Genomic DNA, 18,888 nt, shown 5'->3' with positions numbered 1-18,888 from the left:
TCGCCTGAAACGGCGGCCACCGACGAACGGGCTGCCGACGGGCGTGGGAGGATGCGGTGATGAAGCGGGTGATCGGGGCCATCGCCCTGTGCCTCGCGGCGACCTCGGTCGGCGCGGACGTGTTTCCGATCGGGGCCGGCACGGAACATCGCCAGTGGCTGCCGGAGGCGCCGACGGCCGCAAACCCGATGAAGCGATACCCGATCACGGTGGAGGACGGGGTGATCGTCGCCGCGCGGGACGGCGTGCGGCTTGAGGGACGCCTCTTCCGCCCAACGCTCGCGTCGGGCGAGAAGCCGACGCCCTGCGTGCTGATGACCGACGGCTACGGGCGGACGAGCAATTCGGGCGCCTCCTTCGACGGGCCGCTCTTCGACATCGCCAGCCGCGGCTACGCGGTGCTCCACCTGTCGCTGCGCGGCTCGGGGAAATCCGAGGGCAAGGCGGATCTCTACGCCCATTTCGGCGAGGACGGCTACGACGCGATCGAGTGGATGGCGGCGCAACCCTGGTGCAACGGCCGCGTCGGCATGGTCGGCCCCTCGCTGCTCGGCATCAGCCAGTGGCTCGCCGCCAAGGAGGCGCCGCCGCACCTCAAGGCCATCGTGCCCGAGGTCGCCTGCGGCGATTGCTACGGCGAGCTGTGGTATCCCGGCGGCATGCGGCCCGGGCCCGGACGCGAGGCGCGCAAGCTGTCGCCGGGGGCTGAGGCCGAGTACGCCACCGCCATCGCGCATCCCGATTTCGACGAGTGGTGGAAGGCGCGCACGACGCTCGCCGAGGCGGCGGCCGAGATCGGCAAGCGCGGCGTCGCGGTCTTCGTCGCCGGCGGCCAGGACGACTACATCTCGCCAGCCAACTTGCGCCTCTACACCCAGCTCGGCGCGGAGGCGAAGAAGCGCCTGTTCTTCGGCCCCTACGCCCATGGCTGGCATATCGGGCTGATCCAGGAATTGCAGGTCCAGTGGCTCGACCGCTGGCTCAAGGACGAGGCGAACGGCGCCGACACCGACGCGCGCGTCATGGTCTACGTCAAGGGCGCGAACCGCTGGCGCACCGAGGCCGACTGGCCGCTGCCCGACGCGCACCCGACCCGCCTGTTCCTCACAAGTGAACGCAGCGGCTCGGCGGGAAGCGCGAATGACGGCGCGCTCACGACGCAGAAGGCTGCCGGCGAGGCGGTGACGGTAGCCTACTCGCCCGAGGCCGGCCCGTTCCTGCCGGTGCTCCTCAGCGCCACCAAGGGCCGGTCGGTGCTCGACCAGCGCGCGGTCGAGGCGAAGGTCGCGACCTGGACGACCGCCCCGCTCGCGGCGGCGACCGAGGTGACCGGCTATCCCCGCGTCTCGCTCTGGGCGAGCACGACCGCGGCGGATGCCGACCTCGTCGTCAGCCTCAACGACGTCGCGCCCGACGGCACCTCGCGGCAGGTGATGCAGGGCTACCTCAACGCCCGGCACGCGAAGGACCTTCAGGCCGCACCGGTGACGGTCACGCCCGGGGAGCTGCGGCGGTACGACCTCGACCTCTTCCCCGTCGCCTACGTGTTCGGGGCCGGGCATCGCATGCGCCTGGTGATCGCGGGCGGCGCGGAGCCGCCGGCCGGGCTGCCCTTCCCGCAAGGCCCGGGCAAGAACCCGACGGCGAGCCAATGGTCGATCGCCATGGATGCCGAGCACGCGGCGACCCTCGACCTGCCGGTCATCGGCACCGGGTGGCAGGCGCTGCGATAGGCGCGCCGGAGAGAGGCCCGACGGTCGAGGCACCATGGCGCCGGACTGGACCACCCTGCGCATCTTCCTGGCCGCCCTCGAGCTCGGCAGCCTGACCGGCGCGGCGGCCCGGTGCGGCATCGCGGTCTCGGCGGCGGCGCGGCGGATCCAGGATCTCGAAGCCGCCCACGGCGTGCAGCTCCTCGCGCGCTCGGCCCGGGGCGTGCGCCCGACCGCCGCCGGCGAGGTGCTGGCGGCCCATGCCCGCGCGCTCCTCGCGATGGAGCAGCGGCTCGGCGACGACCTGCGGGCGATGGCGGCCGGCGAGACCGGGCGGGTGCGCCTCGACGCCACCGCCTCGGTCATCGTCGGCCACCCGCTGCCCGAGCGTCTGGCGGCGTTCCGGGCGCGCTATCCCGGCATCGCGGTCGAGCTCGCCGAGGTCACCAGCGCCACGGCCCTGCGCGACGTCGGCGAGGGCCGGGCGGATCTCGGCTTCATCACCACCGCCAAGCTCGTGCCGCCGGAGATCGAGGTGCGGCCCTGGCGCGAGGACCGCCTGCTCGCCGTCGCGCCGGCGGCCTGGCGCGTCCGGCTGCCGGCGCGCCTGTCCTTCGCCGCCCTGATCGACGAGCCGCTGGTCGGCCTCGTCGCCGGGGGCGCCCTGGCAGTGCTCCTCGAGGAGGCGGCCGAGCGGCTGGGGCGCGCCCTGCGCTACCGCTTCGTCACGGCGAGCCCGGACGCCGCGGTGCGCCTGGTCGCCGCCGGCCACGGCATCACGGTGATGCCGGACGGGGTGATGCGGGTCTACGGCGCGCATCTCGGCCTCGTCGGCATCCCCCTCGACGAGCCGTGGGCGCAGCGCACGATCCGACTCGTCAGCCGGCCCGGGCCGGAACTGCCCGCCGCGGCCCGGCGCCTGCTCGGCGTTCTCGTGAACAGCGAGGACGAGGCAGCCTGAGCCTCCGGTATTCGCCGCTCGCGAACACTCCCTTCGCCAATCAGCGCTTCCCGGCTCTCCACGCGGGGCGCAGTCTCCCGCCGACAGCCCGACACGGCCGCGGGAACACGCGGGAGATCAGGGCGGGACAGCAGGGAGAGAGCGCCATGGCCGAGGTTCCGGCTGCGCCCGCAACGGTGATCCGCGAGGTCGGCCCGCGCGACGGCCTGCAGAACGCGAAAGCCGTGATGCCGACCGAGGCAAAGCTCGCCTGGATCGCCGCCATGGCGGAGGCCGGCCTCGCCGAGATGGAGGTCGCGAGCTTCGTGCCCCCCGCCGCGATGCCGCAGATGGCCGACGCCGCCGAGGTGACCCGAATCGTCCGGGCGCGGCATCCCTCCTTGCGCGCGGTGGCGCTGGCGCCCAACCTGCGCGGCGCGCAGAACGCGGCGGCGGCCGGTGCCCAAGCCATCATCGTCCCGGTCTCGGCGAGCGAGGCGCATAGCCGCGCCAATGTCCGGCGTGCGAAGACCGAACAGGTCGCGGAGGTCCGCCGCGTGGTCGAATGGGCAAGCGGCCTTGGGCGCGACCGGCCGGTGATCGAGGCCGGCATCTCGACCGCCTTCGGCTGCTCGCTCCAGGGCCTCGTCCCGGAGCGCGACGTGGTCGACCTGGCCCGCGCCCTGATCGAGGCCGGCGCCGACGTGGTGGCGCTCGCCGATACGCTCGGCTACGCCACGCCCTCCCACATCCGCCGCCTGGTGCGGGCGGTGCGGGCCGAGATCGGACCCGACCGCCTCGGCAACCTCCACCTCCACGATACTCTGGGTACGGCGCTCGCCAACGCGATGGCGGGGCTGGAGGAGGGCGTGCGGGGCTTCGACGGGGCGCTCGGCGGCCTCGGCGGCTGCCCGTTCGCGCCGGGATCGGTCGGCAACGTCGCGACGGAAGACCTCGTCCATCTGCTCGAAGCCGAGGGCGTGCGGACCGGCATCGACCTCCCCCGCCTGATCGCCGCCCGGGAGGCCCTGCGCGCCGGCCTTCCTTCCGAGCCGCTGCAGGGCCGGGTGGCGGCCGCCGGCCTGCCGCCGACGTATCGCCCGGCCGCCGGTCCGGAGCCGCAAGCGATCCCGGCCGTGACGTCACCCGGCCCGCTCGCCGGCATCCGGGTCGTCGAGTTCAGCCACATGGTGATGGGGCCGAGCTGCGGCATGATCCTGGCCGATCTCGGCGCCGACGTGATCAAGGTCGAGCCGGGGCCGCGGGGCGACAACACCCGCCGGCTCACCGGCGCGGCCCTCGGCTTCTTCCCGACCTTCAACCGCAACAAGCGCTCGATCTGCCTCGACCTGAAACGGCCGGAGGGCGCGGCCGCGGCGCGACGGCTCGTCGCCGGGGCCGACGTGGTGCTGGAGAATTTTAGGCCCGGCGCGATGGAGGCGCTCGGCTTCGGCCACGCCGCGCTCGCCGCCCTCAACCCGCGCCTCGTCTACTGCTCGTGCAAGGGCTTCCTGCCCGGCCCCTACGAGCACCGCACCGCCCTCGACGAGGTGGTGCAGATGATGGGGGGCCTGGCCTACATGACCGGCCCGCCCGGCCGCCCCTTGCGGGCCGGGTCCTCGGTCAACGACATCATGGGCGGCATGTTCGGGGCGATCGCGATCCTCGCCGCCCTGCGGGAGCGCGCGGCGACGGGGCGCGGCGGCCTCGTCCAGTCCGGCCTGTTCGAGACCAACATGGTCCTGATGGCCCAGCACATGGCCCGCGCGGCGATCGAGGGCGAGGATCCCGAGCCGTTCGGCGATCCGGCGATGCGCAAGCCCTGGCCGGTCTACGACGTGTTCGCCACGGCGGAGCCCGACGAGCAGGTCTTCGTCGGCGTCGTCGGCGAGGGGCAGTGGCGGGCCTTCTGCGACGCCTTCGGCCTCTCCGACCTGCGCGACGATCCCGCCCTCGCGACCATGCGCGACCTCGCCGCGTCGCGCCCGCGGATCCTGCCGCGCGTGGCCCAGGTCTTCGCCGCCCTGCCGAAGGCGGCGCTGATGGCGCGGCTCGAGGCGCTCGGCGTGCCGTTCGCCCCGATCGCGAAGCCCAGCGACCTCTTCTCCGATCCGCACCTCCTCGCCTCGGGCGGCCTGCTGCCGGTCGATCTCGCCGGCGCCGAGGGCGCGCGGGAGCCCCGTGCCGCGCGCGCCGGCCTGCCGGGCCTGCCGGTCTCCTTCGGCGACGGCCGGCCCGGCCTGCGCCGCCAGCCGCCGCGGGTCGGCGAGCACGGCAGCGAGGTGCTGCGCGAGGCCGGCCTCACCGCGGCCGAGATCGCGGATCTCGCGACGACCGGCATCCTCGCCGGCGCCGCCTGAACTTCGACTCCGTCCCCGCACCGGCGCGCCAGACGCCGGCGGGGTCCTTGAGGAAACCGCCCACGAGGAGACGCCCCATGACCCTGTCCGTCGCACAGGCCGTGCCCATCGCCGCCGCCGAGGCCCCCGTCGTCGCCGGCGCCGGGACGATCTCGGCCCGCCTCGACCGGCTGCCCGCCACCCGCACCGTGTGGCGGCTGGTGATGCTGCTCGGCCTCGGCTTCTTCTTCGAGCTCTACGACCTCCTGTTCACCGGCGTCGTCGCGCCGGGGCTGGTCAAGTCCGGCATCCTGACGCCGACGACCCACGGCCTGTTCGGTACCACGGGCGTGGCGAGCTTCGTCGCCGCGCTGTTCTCGGGGCTGTTCCTCGGCACCATCGCCTGCGGCTTCCTGTCGGACCGCTTCGGGCGCCGGTCGATCTTCACCTGGTCGCTGCTCTGGTACTGCGCCGCCAACGGCGTGATGGCGTTCCAGGACACGGCGTTCGGGGTCAATCTCTGGCGCTTCATCGCCGGGCTCGGCATCGGCGTCGAGATCGTCACCATCGGCACCTACGTCTCCGAGCTGGTGCCCAAGCACCTGCGCGGGCGCGCCAACGCGCTCTGTCAGGCCTTCGGCTTCTCGGCGGTGCCGATCGTCGCCTACCTCGCCTACCTCTTGGTGCCGCACGCGCCGCTCGGCCTCGACGGCTGGCGCTGGGTGGTGCTGATCGGCTGCGTCGGCGCGGTCTTCGTCTGGTGGCTGCGCCGCGAATTGCCGGAGAGCCCGCGCTGGCTCGCCATGAAGGGCCGGCTCGACGAGGCCGACCGGGTGATGACCGGGCTGGAGCGCAGCGTCGAGCGCGATCTCGGCCGCCCGCTGCCGCCCCCGGGCCCCGCCGAGACGGTGGTGCACCACACGCGCTTTTCCGAGATGTGGGCCGCCCCCTACGGCCGGCGCGCCGTGATGATGATCCTGTTCAACATCTTCCAGACCATCGGCTATTACGGCTTCGCCAACTGGGTCCCGACGCTCCTGATCAAGCAGGGCATCACCGTGACGACGAGCCTCGGCTACACCACGCTGATCGCGCTCGCCGCGCCGGTCGGCCCGCTGCTCGGGCTGCTCATCGCCGACCGGTTCGAGCGCAAGCACGTCATCGTGGCGATGGCGGGCGTCAACATCGTCTGCGGGCTCTTGTTCTCGCAAGCCGCGAGCGCCGTCGCCATCGTCAGTCTCGGGGTCATGCTGACGCTTGCCGGCAACATCATCTCGTACAGCTACCACACCTACCAGCAGGAGCTGTTCCCGACCGGGATCCGCACCCGGGCGGTCGGCTTCGTCTATTCCTGGAGCCGGTTCTCGGCGATCCTGAACGCCTTCCTGATCGCCTTCATGCTGGAGCATTTCGGCGTGACCGGGGTGTTCGTGTTCATCGCCGGCGCGATGAGCGTGGTGATGCTGACGATCGGCCTGATGGGGCCGCGCACCACCGGGCTCGAACTCGAGAAGATCTCCCATTGAGTGCGCCCGCCACCCTCGCGCTGCCCGGGCGCGTTCTCTGCCTGGCGGCGGACGCGTCCCTCATCCGCCGTCAGCTCGCCGGCGAGGACCTCGCCCTCGCCGATGCTCGTCCCCTGCGGGCCGAGATCTCGACCGACGAGATCACGCCGGTGCCCTCGCTGGTGCATTTCGACGGGCGGCTCGCCGACCACGCCCATCTCGGCTTCCGGGCCGGGGACGAGACGCCGATCGGGCTCGGCGCGCTGAAACGCGGCGGGTTCTCGGTGCTGGTGGGCGGTGCCCGCTACGGCAAGGGCTCGTCGCGCGAGCACGCGCCGCTCGCCGAGCGGCTCGCCGGCATCCGCCTGGTGATCGCCGGGAGCTTCGAGCGCATCTACCGCCAGAACGCCGACAATCTCGGCCTGTTCACCTCGACCGATCTGGGCCTCGTCGCCCGGATCCGGGCCGGCGAGGCGGTGACGGTGGACGAGCTGGTCGCCGGCCGCGACCCCCTCGCGGCCGCGATCCTGCGCGCCGGCGGGCTCCTGGCCTACGGGCGGGCGCAGCTCGCCGGGGCCCGGCCCGCGCCGCTCCCCGACGACGGGCGGCCGCGGACCTACTTCGAGAAGGTCGTGCGGCGCCACGCGCTGGCAACGGCATCCTGCCCGCCGGTGGGGGAGGCGGGCGCGAGCGGTTTCGTGCGCGCGGACCTGCGCTTCATCCACGACATCTACACCGGGATGGCCCGCCACCTGCTCTACGAGACGTTCGGGGCCGGTCTCGCCCTGGACGATCCCGCCTCGATCCTCGCCTTCGAGGACCACTATTCCTACACCCACCTCAGCAGCGCCCACCGGCAGCTGATGCCCTTCATCCGCGAGGCGTCGCGGGCCCACCGCGCCTTCGTGGCCGAGCACGGCCTGACCCATCACGGATACCTCCCGGACGGGCCGGGCTCCGAGGGCATCTCGCACGCGCTGATGGCCGAGCGCTACGCGCTCCCGGGCCAGCTCGTCGTCGGCACCGATTCGCACACGCCGCATGCCGGCGCAGTCGGCTGCGTCGCCTTCGGGGTCGGCACGACCGACATCGCCAACGCCTTCGTCACCGGGGCGGTGCGGTTCGCGATGCCCGAGAGCGTCCGGGTTTCCCTCGACGGCGCGCTCCCCCCGGGCGTCGGCGCCAAGGACATCGTGCTGCACCTCCTGGCGCTGCCGGAGATCCGCGCCGGTCTCGGCGTCGGCCGGGTGTTCGAGTTCGCCGGCGACGCGGTCGCGGCGCTCTCCACCGACGAGCGGGCGACGCTCACCAACATGACGGCCGAGCTCGGCGGCTTCACCGGCCTCGTCGCGCCCGACGCCGAGACCCTGCGCTTCCTCAACGAGCGCCGCGGCACGGCGCCCGCCCTGGAGGCGTGGATGCAGAGCGATCCGGGCGCTCCTTACGCGGCCGAGATCGGCATCGACGTCGCGTCGCTGTCGCCGATGCTGGCGCGCCCGGGCGATCCCGGCAACGGCATTCCGCTCAACGCCCTCGACGGGCCGGTGGCGATCGACATCGCCTATGGCGGCTCGTGCACCGCCGGCAAGCGGGAGGATTTCGACCGCTACCACGAGGTCCTGTCCTGGGCGGCCCAGAACGGGCTGAAGGTCGCGCCCGGCGTGCGGCTGATCCTGCAATTCGGCACGATCGACGTGCGCCGCTACTGCGAGGAACGAGGCTACCTCGACGCCTTCGCGGCGGTCGGCGCGGAGGTGATGCAGCCCGCCTGCGGCGCCTGCGCCAATTGCGGTCCGGGCGCCTCCGAGACCCGCGAGCAGGTCACGATCTCGGCCATCAACCGCAACTTCCCCGGCCGTTCGGGGCCCGGGCAGGTCTGGCTCGCCAGCCCCGCCACGGTGGCGGCGAGTGCGATCGCCGGGCGGATCGCAGGCTTCAAGGAACTGAGAGCTAGTTTGACAATCGACGATGGTACCGCGAAGGAATTTTCTGTCCCATTCGTGACCTCATCCTGAGGTGCGACTGAAAGGAGCCTCGAAGGAGGGCTCCAGGGATCTCCAAGATGTCTGGAGACTTACTTCGAAATCAATTGATTTTCAATCGAATGAGAGGTTGTTTGATCCGCTCGACAGTTTCAACACCCTGCATGTCATTCCGGGGCCGCGCAGCGGCCCCGGAATGACATGCAGGGTGTCAACTCTGTGGTCATCAATCGAGCAGGCTGACACCTCGGGGATTGTTTGAGTTGGCCACCAGCATTGAAACCCTCGATGTCATCCCGGGGCCGCGTAGCGGAACCCGGGATCCATAACCGCCGACGAGTCAGGATGAAGCAGTATGCGCCCCGTCTCGTTCTGCAACGTCAGCGGCTATGGATCCCGGGTTCTCGTCTTCGACGAGCCCCGGGATGATGTGGAGAGATGTCGGTCGGTGTGCCGATCGATCGATGCAACCGCTCAAACAGGCTCTCAGGATGAGGGCGTGAGTGGGACAGACGGACGTCGATCGATCGAACGCGCTCCGAAACGGAGTCGGCCGGCGCGAGGCGGGTTACGGTGCCCGCAGGGCCGTCACCCCGCGAAGCGCATCTCGGGGACCCCGCGCACGCCGAGATCGTGGATGGCGAACAGGCTGCCGCGCAGCGGCCCGTCGCCCGGGAAGCGCGGCAGCGGGGGCTTGGCCATCGAGGTCACGTAGAGGACATCGAGATCCGGGCCGCCGAACATCACGCTCGTCACCTTCTTGACCGGCATGTCGATGACCCGGTCGACCGTGCCGTCCGGCCGGTAGCGGACGAGCTTGCCGTCATAGACGAGCGCGTTCCACAGGCAGCCTTCGGCGTCGACAGTCGAGCCGTCGGCCGCGCCGCCGCGCGAGGTATCGACCGTGGCGAAGGTCCGGCGGTTCGAGACGTTGCCCGTCGCCGTGTCGTAATCGTAGGCCCAGATCTCGCCCGACCAGGTGTCGTTGAAGTAGAAGGTGGTGCCGTCCGGGCTCCAGCACGGGCCGTTGGAGCAGATGATCCCGCGGTCGAGCTCGTGCACGGAGAGGTCGGGGTCGAGGCGGTAGAGCGCGCCGTTGGCGCCCTCCTCCATCGTGTCCATCGAGCCGGCGACGAAACGGCCCTGCCGGTCCACCTTGCCGTCGTTGAGCCGGTTCGCCGGCCGGCCGGGCTCGGGATCGTGGATCAGGGTGACCTCGCCGGTCTCGAAGTCGAGGGCGTGGAATCCGCGCTGCAGCGAGACGATCGCCCCGCCGCCGCGGCGCAGCGCCATCGAGCCGATCTTCTGCGGCACGTCCCAGGCCCGGATCTCGCGCCCGTCCGCCGTGCAGCGGAAGACCCGCCCGTCGAAGCTGTCGATCCAGTAGAGGCGCTGCTCCTCGACGTCCCAGAGCGGGCCCTCGCCGAGGGTCGTCTTCACGTCCGCCAGGATCTCGATGCGCATGGTGTCCTCCCATTCGTGTCGTTTCAGGCGTCTTGGTCGCCCTCAATCGCGCAGGGCGAGCACGGCCCCGAGCACGACGAGGCCGAAGATGATGTCCCGCACCGCGTGGGGCAGCATGGTGCCGGCGAGCAGCGTCGAGAGCGCGGTGAGGAGCAGCACGCCGCCGAGCATGCCCGGGTAGCGGCCCCGCCCGCCGGTGATCAGGCTGCCGCCCACGACCACCGCGGCGATCGAGGGCAGCAGGTACTCGTCGCCCATGCCGAGGCTGGCCTGGCCGCTGAACGAGGCGAGCAGGATGCCGACGAGCGCCGCGCAGAAGCCCGACAGGGCGTAGACCCCGATCAAGGTGCCGCCGACGCCGACGCCGCTGAAGCGGGCCGCGAGCGGGCTGTTGCCGACGGCGTAGACGCGGCGCCCGAACACGGTGCGGCCGAGCAGGACCGTCGCGGCCAGCGCGAAGGCGGCCACGCCCCACACCACCGGCGTGGCGCCGAGGAACCGGCCGGTCATGACCCAGCGCATCGCCGGCGAGGCGAAGCCGGCCGGGGTGCCGCCGCTATAGACGAGCGCCGCGCCCTGGAGGATGCCGTTCATCGCGAGCGTCATGACGATCGGCGGCAGGCCCAGCAGCACGATGCCGAGGCCGTTGACCGCGCCGAGCGCCGTGCCGAGGCAGAGCCCGAGCGGCACCGCCCAGAGGGCCGCCTGGTCCGAGCCGCTGACGAGGCCCGCCACCACGATGCCGGTGAGCGAGATCATCCACGGCAGCGACAGATCGAGGCCGCCGGTCAGGATCGCCGTCCCCTGGCCGAGCGCCAGGATCGCCAGGAAGGACGACAGCACGACGAGCGAGTTGAAGAAGCCCGGATTGGTCAGCGCGTTGCCGTTGAGCGCTTGCGTCGCCACCAGCACCAGGACGAGACCGGCATAGGCGGGAAGCGTGTATTTGAGCGCGTCGCGGTGGCGCACGAGCCAGCCGGAGGCGGCGGGCTCGTGGCTCCGGCGGGGGCCCGCGGGCAGCACGAGGGCCGGGCGGTCCGATCGGCGGGACGAGGCCAGGGTGCCGTCCCGGCGCGCCCTGAGCGTGAGCAGACCGAGGCGGAGAGTGTTCGCCAGGGGAGAGCGCCGGCCGAACGAGCCGCCCACCACCGCGAGGATGAGCAGGGTCCCTTCGGCGACCGACGAGTAGAAGGCGGGGACGTCGAGGGCGAGCAGGAGGTTGACCGCGATCATCAGCGTGTAGGCGCCGACGATCGAGCCGATCGCCCCGCCGCGGCCCCCACCCAGCACCGTCCCGCCGAGCGCCACCGCGGCGAAGATCTGCAGCAGCATGGCATTGCCGACGAGCGGGTCCGCCGACCCGGTCTGCGCCGACACGAAGGCGCCGGCCGCGCCGTAGAAGGTGCCCGCGAGCACGTAGGCCCGGAAGGTGACGAAGCGCGTGTCGAGACCCGAGGCGAAGGCCGCGTCCTCGTCGCTGCCGACGGCGTAGAGTCCGACGCCGAACCGCGTCGCCCGGACGAGGAGCCAGAGGGCAGCCGCCCCCGCGACGACGAGCACCGGCGCCGGCAGGATCCCGGGGATCGCGTCGCCGGTGAGGAAGGCCACGAATTCGGGCGCGATGGTGCCGCCCGGCTTGTCGCTGATCAGCAGCGTCACGCCCTGGACGATGAACATCGTCGACAGCGTGACCACGATCGGCTGCATCCGGACGTAGGCGACGAAGACGCCGTTGACCGCCCCGACCACCGCCCCGATGCCGAGCGCGAGGCAGCCGAACAGGATCTGGGAGCCGATCCCCGCCCCCATCCCGGTGCCGAGCACGACGTTGACGAGGGAGACCACGGCGCCGGCCGAGAGGTCGAACCCGCCGGTGAGCACCACGAAGGTCTGCCCGACGGTCGCCAGCGCCAGGGCCGCCCCGCCGGAGGCGATGAAGCTGAACTGGAAGTAGTTGAAGCCCGAGACGAGGACGACGATGCTGAACAGGACCGCGAAGACCGCGAGCGCGATCAGCGCGCCCCGGTGCCGCGCCAGGGTGGAGAGCCCGACGCCGGGGCGCGACGCGGGACTTGAGGCCCGGACGGGTGTCTCGGCGAGAGTCGTCATGCCGGCGCTCCGTGGCGAGTGACCCCGGATCCGCCGAGGGCCCCGCGCATGATCCGCTCCTCGTCGATCGCGCCGGCCGGCATCTCGTCGACGAATGTGCCGCCGTAGAGGACGAGGACCCGGTCGCAGAGGTTGACGAGTTCGGTGATCTCCGTCGAGTAGAACAGCACCGCGCCGCCCGCCGCCGCGAAGTCCCGCATCAGGACGTAGAGCTGGTGCTTGGTGCCGATGTCGATGCCGCGGGTCGGATCGAACATCAGCAGCACGCGGCCGCCGGTGATCAGCCACTTGGCGATGGCGATCTTCTGCTGGTTGCCGCCGCTGAACGCGCCGGCCTGGGTGAAGATCGCGCGCGGATGGATGTCGACCCGCGCGAGCGCGGCGGCCACGTCCCGCCCCTCGGCCGCCGTGTCGACGAGCCCGAGGCGCGAGTAGCGCTCGATCACCGGCAGCGAGCCGTTGAAGCGGCCGTCCCGCTTGAGGAACAGGCCTTCGGTCTTGCGCTCCTCCGGCACCAGCGCGAGGCCGACCTCGGGCCGGATGGCGTCCTGCGGCGAGCGCAGGGTGATGGGGCGCCCATCCACCGAGAGGGTGCCGGCGGTGAGCGGAGCGAGGCCGAAACAGGCGTGGAACAGGTCCTGCTGGCCCATCCCGGCCAGGCCCGCGATGCCGAGGATCTCGCCCGGCCACAGCGCGAAGCTCGCGTCGCGCAAGCGTCCAACCGTGCTCAGGCCCTCGCCGCTCAAGACCGGAACCGCCCCCGCCGGACGGGCCGTCGGGGCCGGCCGCGGCGGGAAGGTGGCCTCGAGCGAGCGCCCGATGATCATCCGGATCACCGCGTCGTCGTCGACCTTGTCCACCCGCGCCGAACCGGCATCCTTGCCGTTGCGCAGGACGGTGAGGCGGTCGCAGAACCGGCGCACCTCGGCCATGCGGTGCGAGATGAAGATCGTCGTCACCCCTTGCGCCTTCAGCCCGGCGATCAGGCCGCCGAGCCAGTCGATGTCGCCGCCCGACAGGGCCGAGGTCGGCTCGTCGAGGAGGAGGATGCGCGGATCGCGGAACACGGCGCGCGCGATCTCGATCTTCTGCCGCTGCGGCAGGTCGAGGGCGCGGATCTCGGCGCGGGGGTCGATCGACGATAGCCCAATCCGCTCCAGATGGGCGCGAACCTGCGCCTCGCCCTCGCGCCGGCGCAGCAGGCCCAGGCGGTTGCGCGGCCCCTCGGGCAGCAGCATGTTCTGCGCGACCGTGAGGTCGGGCACCAGGCTGATTTCCTGGAACGCCGTCTGGATGCCGAGGCGATGCGCGTCGGCAGGCCGGGCCATCGCCACCTCGCGGCCGAAGACCCGGATCGCGCCGGCGCTCGGCCGTATCAGGCCCGACAGCAGCTTGACGGTGGTCGACTTGCCGGCCCCGTTCTCGCCCAGCAGCGCGTGGACCTCGCCGGTGGCGACCTTCAGGGACGCGCCGCCGAGCGCCGTGGTCGCGCCGTAGGTCTTGACGACCCGGTCGAGCGTGAGCGCTTCGAAGCTGTCGGTCATGCCTTGGCTCTCAAGCTGATGACGCGCGGCACGGCGGAGGCGCGTAAGCCGCGCGAGGCGGCTCCGGTGCAGCTGCCTCCCCTTTCCCGGACGACTGAAACGAAGTGGAAGGAGATCCGGGATCCAGCACGAAAAGTCGCGAAGCGTCCTTGTGTCTGCCACGGTGCAGTATGCAGAGCCGCTTCGCGGCAATTCCTTCGCTGGATCCCGGATCTCCTTCCGCTCTCGCTGCAGTCGTCCGGGAAAGGGAGAGAAGTGGAAACGAAAGGTCTACCCGATGGCTCTCGGCCATTCTCAACCCTCGCCGTGTCGAACCTTCGCCAAAGCATTTTTCGACGAACCGGAATCCACTTCGTCGGATAATGCTTCGAAGAACCGGTCAGCGGACCGGTTCGGGCTCGCCGTTCAGCGCCGCCTTGAGGCCGACCTCGGGCGTCTCCGCCGAGAAGATCGAGGCGAACCAGCCGGGATTGGACACGGAAGCGGGCTGGAACGCGTTGCAGCCCTCCGACATCTCCTGCCAGGTGCCGGTCTTGCAGAGCTTCACGGTCTCGTTCGTCACCACCGGCAGCGGCAGGATCGTCTCGCGCTGGACCTCCTTGCCGTCGAGCTTTTGGAGCACGAGCTTGAGGGCGTAGGCGCCGGAATAGGGCGGCGAGGCGTAGGAGATGCGCGGCGCGCCCATCGGCGCGTAGGCGCCGTTCGCGCCCTCCACCGCCGTGCCCTTCGGCAGCATCTGGATGCGGCCGCCATTCGAGCCCTCGCCGGCGCAGGGCTTCAGCTTGTCGGCGGGGATGCCGGCCTCGAGCTGCATCTGGTTGGCGGTGAAGCAGCCGACCTGCATCCACAGCCCGTCGATCTTGTCCCAGCCCTGGGTGGCGAGGATCTTCGAGAGCTCGGTCCGGGCGACCGCCTGGCTCCACATCCCCGGAGCCTCGGCCACGATCTTGAGGCCGGGATGCTTGGCGAAGACGGCCTTGGCGGCCTCGGTCCGGCCGCTGTCGACCGAGGTCCCGGGCACGCCGGTGATCGCCACGATGTTGCCCTTGCCGCCGAGCTTGCCCGCCAGCCACTCGGCGGTGACCCGGCCCGCCTCCTGCTGGTCGATATGGACGTTGTAGGCGCAGGGCTCGGTGATCTGCCCGTCATAGGCGATCACCATCACGCCCTTCGCGCAGGCGTTCTTGACGACCTGGTTGAGGGCGGTGGGCGAGATCGGGAAGACCAGGATCGCCTTGGCGCCCGCCTGGACCATGGCGTTGATCTGCTGGATCTGCTTCTGGGCGTTCGGGCCCGCGACCTGGACCTGGAGGTCGATCTTCGACGCGACGGCGGGGCTCGCCGCCATGGCCTTGATCATGTTGGCGGCCTCGGCCTGCCAGTCGTTCCCGATATAGCTCATGCTCAGGAAGACTTTGGCCTTCTCTTGCGCCTTCTCCTGGGCCGATGCCGCGTGCGTCAGTCCCGCCGTCAGGCACAGGGCGGCCGTCGCAGCCGAAAGCAGCGTCCTGGTCATCTCTACGTCCCCTCCCGGTCGCCTCGTCGGCGTTCGACGCAATGCTCGTACGTTCGATTCTTGAGCGTCTGATTCTCGGACGTGTGGTCCTCGGGCGTTCGACGCTTTTTTTGATCAAAAATCACAGATCGAAAATCGCGACAAGGCCTTTTTCCGGAAGCCGGTCTTCGGTAGGATCCGGGCCCACATTCCCCGAGAGACGAGCGGATCCCCATGGCGCCCCCGCGCGCGCAGCCCGTGCTGCCGTATTCCCCCGTGTCGCGGGCGACGCTGCAGGATCACGTCTACGTCCGGTTGCGCGAGCTCATCCTCACCGGCGGGATCGAGCCCGGGCGCACGGTGACGGTGCAGAGCCTCGCGGAAGCCTTCGGCGTCAGCGCCATGCCGGTGCGCGAGGCGATGCACCGCCTCGTCGCCGAGAAGGCGCTGACGAACGTCGCCGGGCGCTCGGTCGGCATCCCGTTCCTGTCGCCCGAGCGCCTGGCGGACCTCCAGCGCGTCCGGATCGAGGTCGAGGGCACGGCGATCGGATGGGCGGCCGAGCGCATGACGCCGGAGGAGCAGGGCCCGCTCGACGACCTCATCGCGGAGATGGAGGAGGCCAGGCAGCAGGGCGACCGCGCCCGCTACGTTCCGGCGAACCGGGCGTTCCACTTCACGATCTACCGGGCATCCGGATCGGACGCCCTGCTCTCGATCATCGAGTCCCTCTGGCTCCAGATCGGCCCGTTCTTCAATCTTCTCGGCGCGAGCGATGCCTGGGGCGCCTCGAACGACCACCACCGGGTGATGCGGGCCGCCATCGCCGGGCGCGACCCGGCCGGGGCGCGGCTGGCCCTGCAGCGGGACATCGACGACGCCGCGCTGATGCTGGGCAAGGTACTCGGCGAGGACGCGGTCCCGGCACCGCGGGCGAAACGCCGGACGGCATCCTGAACTCGACTTCGGCCGGTTTCGGCGGTGCGATTGGGCATCCAGGTCCTCCAGCGTCTCGCCCGAGCCGCCGTTCTCGGCCGCGACCGACTCTTGGTCGCGATCGACTCTCGGCCGCGACCGACCGGATCACCGGCCATCGCGCGCCGTGCTCGCCCTCATGGTCGCGCACCATCCTCCCGGTACGCTCGCTGACCTAGGGAAAAACGGCGCCGTTCGCGTCATCCGAGGGACATGACCCCAAGTGAACGGAGCCGGTGCGATCCAGGGCGCGTGGTCCATGCGCCGGAGTCGAGCCGGATCGCCGAAAACCAGTTGACCGCCCCCCCCAAGTCCGATGACGGTCGACATCTGCGTCGGCCTGAAAGATCTCCCGCCTGGGATCTGCCGGCATCGGCACTCCGAGGAGATATCCGCTCCGGCTCCCGTGACCGCCGCGCGCACGACGATAAGTGGATCGAATTCCGCATGTGGGATTTATGTCTATGCGATACGGAAATATAAAGAAAATACTGGTTACGGGTGGCGCCGGATTTCTCGGTTCCCATCTCTGTGAGCGGCTTATTTTGCAGGGTCATGAAGTGCTATGTGTTGACAATTTATTTACAGGTACGCGAACAAATCTGAAGCATTTGCTGAATGAAGCACGCTTTGAATTGCTGAGACATGATGTAACATTTCCACTCTACGTCGAGATCGACGAGATCTACAATCTCGCCTGTCCCGCCTCGCCCGTCCACTACCAGTTCGATCCGGTACAGACGACGAAGACCAGCGTCCACGGTGCGATCAACATGCTGGGCCTGGCCAAGCGGACCAAGGCGCGGGTGCTCCAGGCCTCGACCTCCGAGGTCTACGGCGACCCGGAGATCCATCCCCAGCCGGAAGAGTATTGGGGGCGGGTGAACCCGATCGGCTTCCGCTCCTGCTACGACGAGGGCAAGCGCTGCGCCGAGACGCTGTTCTTCGACTACCACCGCCAGCACGGGCTGGAGGTCAAGGTCGTGCGCATCTTCAACACCTACGGCCCGCGCATGCACCCGAATGACGGGCGGGTGGTGTCGAACCTGATCGTGCAGGCGCTGCGAGGGGAGGACATCACGCTCTACGGCGACGGTCAGCAGACGCGGTCGTTCTGCTACGTCGACGACCTGATCGAGGCGATGATGCGGATGATGGCGACCGGGCCGGAGATCGCCGGCCCGATCAATATCGGCAATCCGAGCGAGGTCACGATCCGGCAGCTGGCGGAGGTCGTGCTCGACGTCACCGGGTCGTCCTCGAGGCTGATCCACCGTCCGCTGCCTCCGGACGATCCCAGGCAGCGCTGCCCCGACATCACCCGGGCCAGGGAGATCCTGGGCTGGGAGCCCACGGTGCCGCTGCGCCAGGGCATCGAGAAGACGGTCCTGTATTTCGATCGGCTTCTGGCCGAGCACCGACTATGAGGTCGAACCGGCCTCGTCGCATCGCCTCGCGCGGTTCCGGTGCGGCACTCGCGTCCGCATCGGTCCGGTTACCGGGCCGGTGGCCCGTCCCGTGTCTGAGGATCGTTCGGACTTGAGCCCCGGCCGGCGGCGCGCGGATCGGTCCATCCGGGACTTGTGGCGGCGGCTGCCCTGGGACGGCGAGGGATGGGCGGCGAGCGCGGACCCCTGTCTGGCGCTGCCCCGCCGCCGGAGCAGCGCCGCGTTCCGGCGACGCATGGCGGCCTCCCTGCATCCCGGGCTTCGCATCATCGATCGCATCGGCTGGTCGGTCGCCGCCCTGGCCGGAGCCCTCCGCTTCGCGCGCCGGGCCGGGCTCGACCGGAATGCGATCCCGCAATTGTACGTTGACTGTCTGATGTCGGGGGCGACGCCCCCGGAAGCGGTGGTCTGGCGCGGATTGCACGGCTCCCGCCACCCGCTGCCCGGGCGCGCCGCGGGCCTGCTGCTGTCGCGACTGGGCGACCCGGCCGGCCATGCGCTGCTGGCCGACAAGCTGGCGGCCGCCGCGCATCTGAGCGCCGCCGGATTGGCCGTCCCGACCCTCCACCTGCTGGTCGAGGGACCCTCCTCGCTCGGCGGGACAGACCCGCCGCTCCCTGTCGCCGGAGACCTGTTCGTCAAGCCGCGCCGCGGCTCCGGCGGACGCGGGAGCTTCGCGCTGATCCGGGAATCCGATGGCTGGCGGATCGGCGAGGGGACGCCGCCGATGCCCTGGACGATTCTGCGCCGGCTTCTCCTCGAGCGATCCGCCCGCGATCCCCTGCTGGTCCAGGAACGGCTGAGCGCTCATCCGGACTTGGCGGACCTCGCCGCCGCCGGCCGCCCGCCGGTCCTGCGCCTGACCACCACGCGGGAACCCGGCGGGGCGCCGATCCTCCACGCGGCGCTGGTCGAGATCCCGGTGCCCGGCCGCGATCCGCGCCGTTTCCGGGATGGCGTGCTGCGGGTGCCGGTCGATCCGTCCAGCGGCCGCATGACGGCCGGACTCTCGTTCGCCCAGCCGGGCGAGCGCTTCGCGGCCCTGCCCTGGAACGGGGCCGGCCTCACCGGTCGCGTCGTGCCGGGCTACGCCGAGGCCGCCGCCGCGGTGGTGGAGGCGATGCGGACGATGCCGCCCCTGCCGATCGTCGATTGGGACCTCGTGCCGACGCCGCGGGGGCCGGTCGTGCTGGAGGGGAACACCTGCGGCAACTGGATCGTGACGACGCTGGCCTCCCGCCTCGGCCTGGGCGCCGGCCCGCCGCCCGGCCGCATCCTGGCGGCTTGGGACGCGATCGATTGGGACGCGCACGGTTGGGACGCGGCCAGCCGGGACCGCGCCGGCCCGGACGCCGCAGGCTGAGCCCGGGCGTGA

The 18,888-nt window shown here is 71.1% G+C and carries 12 protein-coding genes; 8 read left to right on the top strand and 4 right to left on the bottom strand.

Annotation, left to right across the window (positions count from 1 at the left end; translation table 11 throughout):
• The first annotated feature begins 59 nt into the window (after nt 1-59).
• From BM430_RS04055 to BM430_RS04035, 5 genes are all read left to right on the top strand, one after another.
• Nucleotides 60-1,733, top strand: coding sequence for a CocE/NonD family hydrolase (locus BM430_RS04055; RefSeq protein WP_093565673.1), 1,674 nt, complete (start codon nt 60-62; stop codon nt 1,731-1,733).
• A gap of 34 nt (nt 1,734-1,767) precedes the next feature.
• The gene (locus BM430_RS04050; RefSeq protein ID WP_177302935.1) at nt 1,768-2,673 is read left to right on the top strand and encodes a LysR family transcriptional regulator; all 906 of its coding nucleotides are present in this window, start codon (nt 1,768-1,770) and stop codon (nt 2,671-2,673) included.
• 146 nt (nt 2,674-2,819) lie between these two features.
• Nucleotides 2,820-5,012 (top strand): hydroxymethylglutaryl-CoA lyase, encoded by a 2,193-nt coding sequence (locus BM430_RS35170; RefSeq protein WP_093565669.1) that lies wholly within the window; start codon nt 2,820-2,822, stop codon nt 5,010-5,012.
• A 77-nt stretch (nt 5,013-5,089) separates the two neighbouring features.
• On the top strand, nt 5,090-6,517 hold the full coding sequence (locus BM430_RS04040) for an MFS transporter (protein WP_093565665.1): 1,428 nt from the start codon (nt 5,090-5,092) through the stop codon (nt 6,515-6,517).
• Nucleotides 6,514-8,511, top strand: a complete 1,998-nt coding sequence (locus BM430_RS04035; RefSeq protein ID WP_093565664.1) for an aconitase family protein — start codon at nt 6,514-6,516, stop codon at nt 8,509-8,511. Before BM430_RS04040 ends, BM430_RS04035 begins: the two co-directional genes overlap by 4 nt.
• A gap of 555 nt (nt 8,512-9,066) precedes the next feature.
• Here the strand turns inward: BM430_RS04035 and BM430_RS04030 are convergent.
• From BM430_RS04030 to BM430_RS04015, 4 genes are all read right to left on the bottom strand, one after another.
• Nucleotides 9,067-9,942, bottom strand: a complete 876-nt coding sequence (locus BM430_RS04030; protein WP_093565662.1) for an SMP-30/gluconolactonase/LRE family protein — start codon at nt 9,940-9,942, stop codon at nt 9,067-9,069.
• 42 nt (nt 9,943-9,984) lie between these two features.
• On the bottom strand, nt 9,985-12,051 hold the full coding sequence (locus BM430_RS04025; protein WP_093565660.1) for an ABC transporter permease: 2,067 nt from the start codon (nt 12,049-12,051) through the stop codon (nt 9,985-9,987).
• Nucleotides 12,048-13,595 carry a sugar ABC transporter ATP-binding protein gene (locus tag BM430_RS04020; protein WP_093565659.1) on the bottom strand — a complete coding sequence of 516 codons (1,548 nt, stop codon included), beginning with the start codon at nt 13,593-13,595 and terminating at the stop codon, nt 12,048-12,050. Before BM430_RS04020 ends, BM430_RS04025 begins: the two co-directional genes overlap by 4 nt.
• Nucleotides 13,596-13,974: 379 nt before the next feature.
• Entirely contained in the window at nt 13,975-15,111 is a 1,137-nt protein-coding gene (locus BM430_RS04015; protein ID WP_093565657.1) for a sugar ABC transporter substrate-binding protein, read from the bottom strand.
• Between the two features lie 213 nt (nt 15,112-15,324).
• Here BM430_RS04015 and BM430_RS04010 point away from each other — a divergent pair, with 213 nt between their 5' ends.
• The 3 genes from BM430_RS04010 to BM430_RS04000 all read left to right on the top strand — a co-directional run bounded on the left by BM430_RS04010 (nt 15,325) and on the right by BM430_RS04000 (nt 18,876).
• A complete protein-coding gene (locus BM430_RS04010; RefSeq protein WP_093565655.1) occupies nt 15,325-16,047 on the top strand; it encodes a GntR family transcriptional regulator in 723 nt (240 codons plus the stop codon).
• A 482-nt stretch (nt 16,048-16,529) separates the two neighbouring features.
• A complete protein-coding gene (locus tag BM430_RS04005) occupies nt 16,530-17,492 on the top strand; it encodes a UDP-glucuronic acid decarboxylase family protein (RefSeq protein WP_093565983.1) in 963 nt (320 codons plus the stop codon).
• Nucleotides 17,493-17,748: 256 nt separating this feature from the next.
• Nucleotides 17,749-18,876: a sugar-transfer associated ATP-grasp domain-containing protein gene (locus BM430_RS04000; RefSeq protein ID WP_093565653.1), complete on the top strand. Its 1,128-nt coding sequence runs from the start codon at nt 17,749-17,751 to the stop codon at nt 18,874-18,876.
• Nucleotides 18,877-18,888: the final 12 nt, after the last annotated feature.

Origin of the sequence: Methylobacterium sp. 174MFSha1.1 (genome assembly GCF_900116815.1) — a bacterium.
GTDB lineage: Bacteria > Pseudomonadota > Alphaproteobacteria > Rhizobiales > Beijerinckiaceae > Methylobacterium.
Note: the sequence above shows the minus strand (reverse complement) of the source record. Positions and strands in the feature narration are given on the sequence as shown.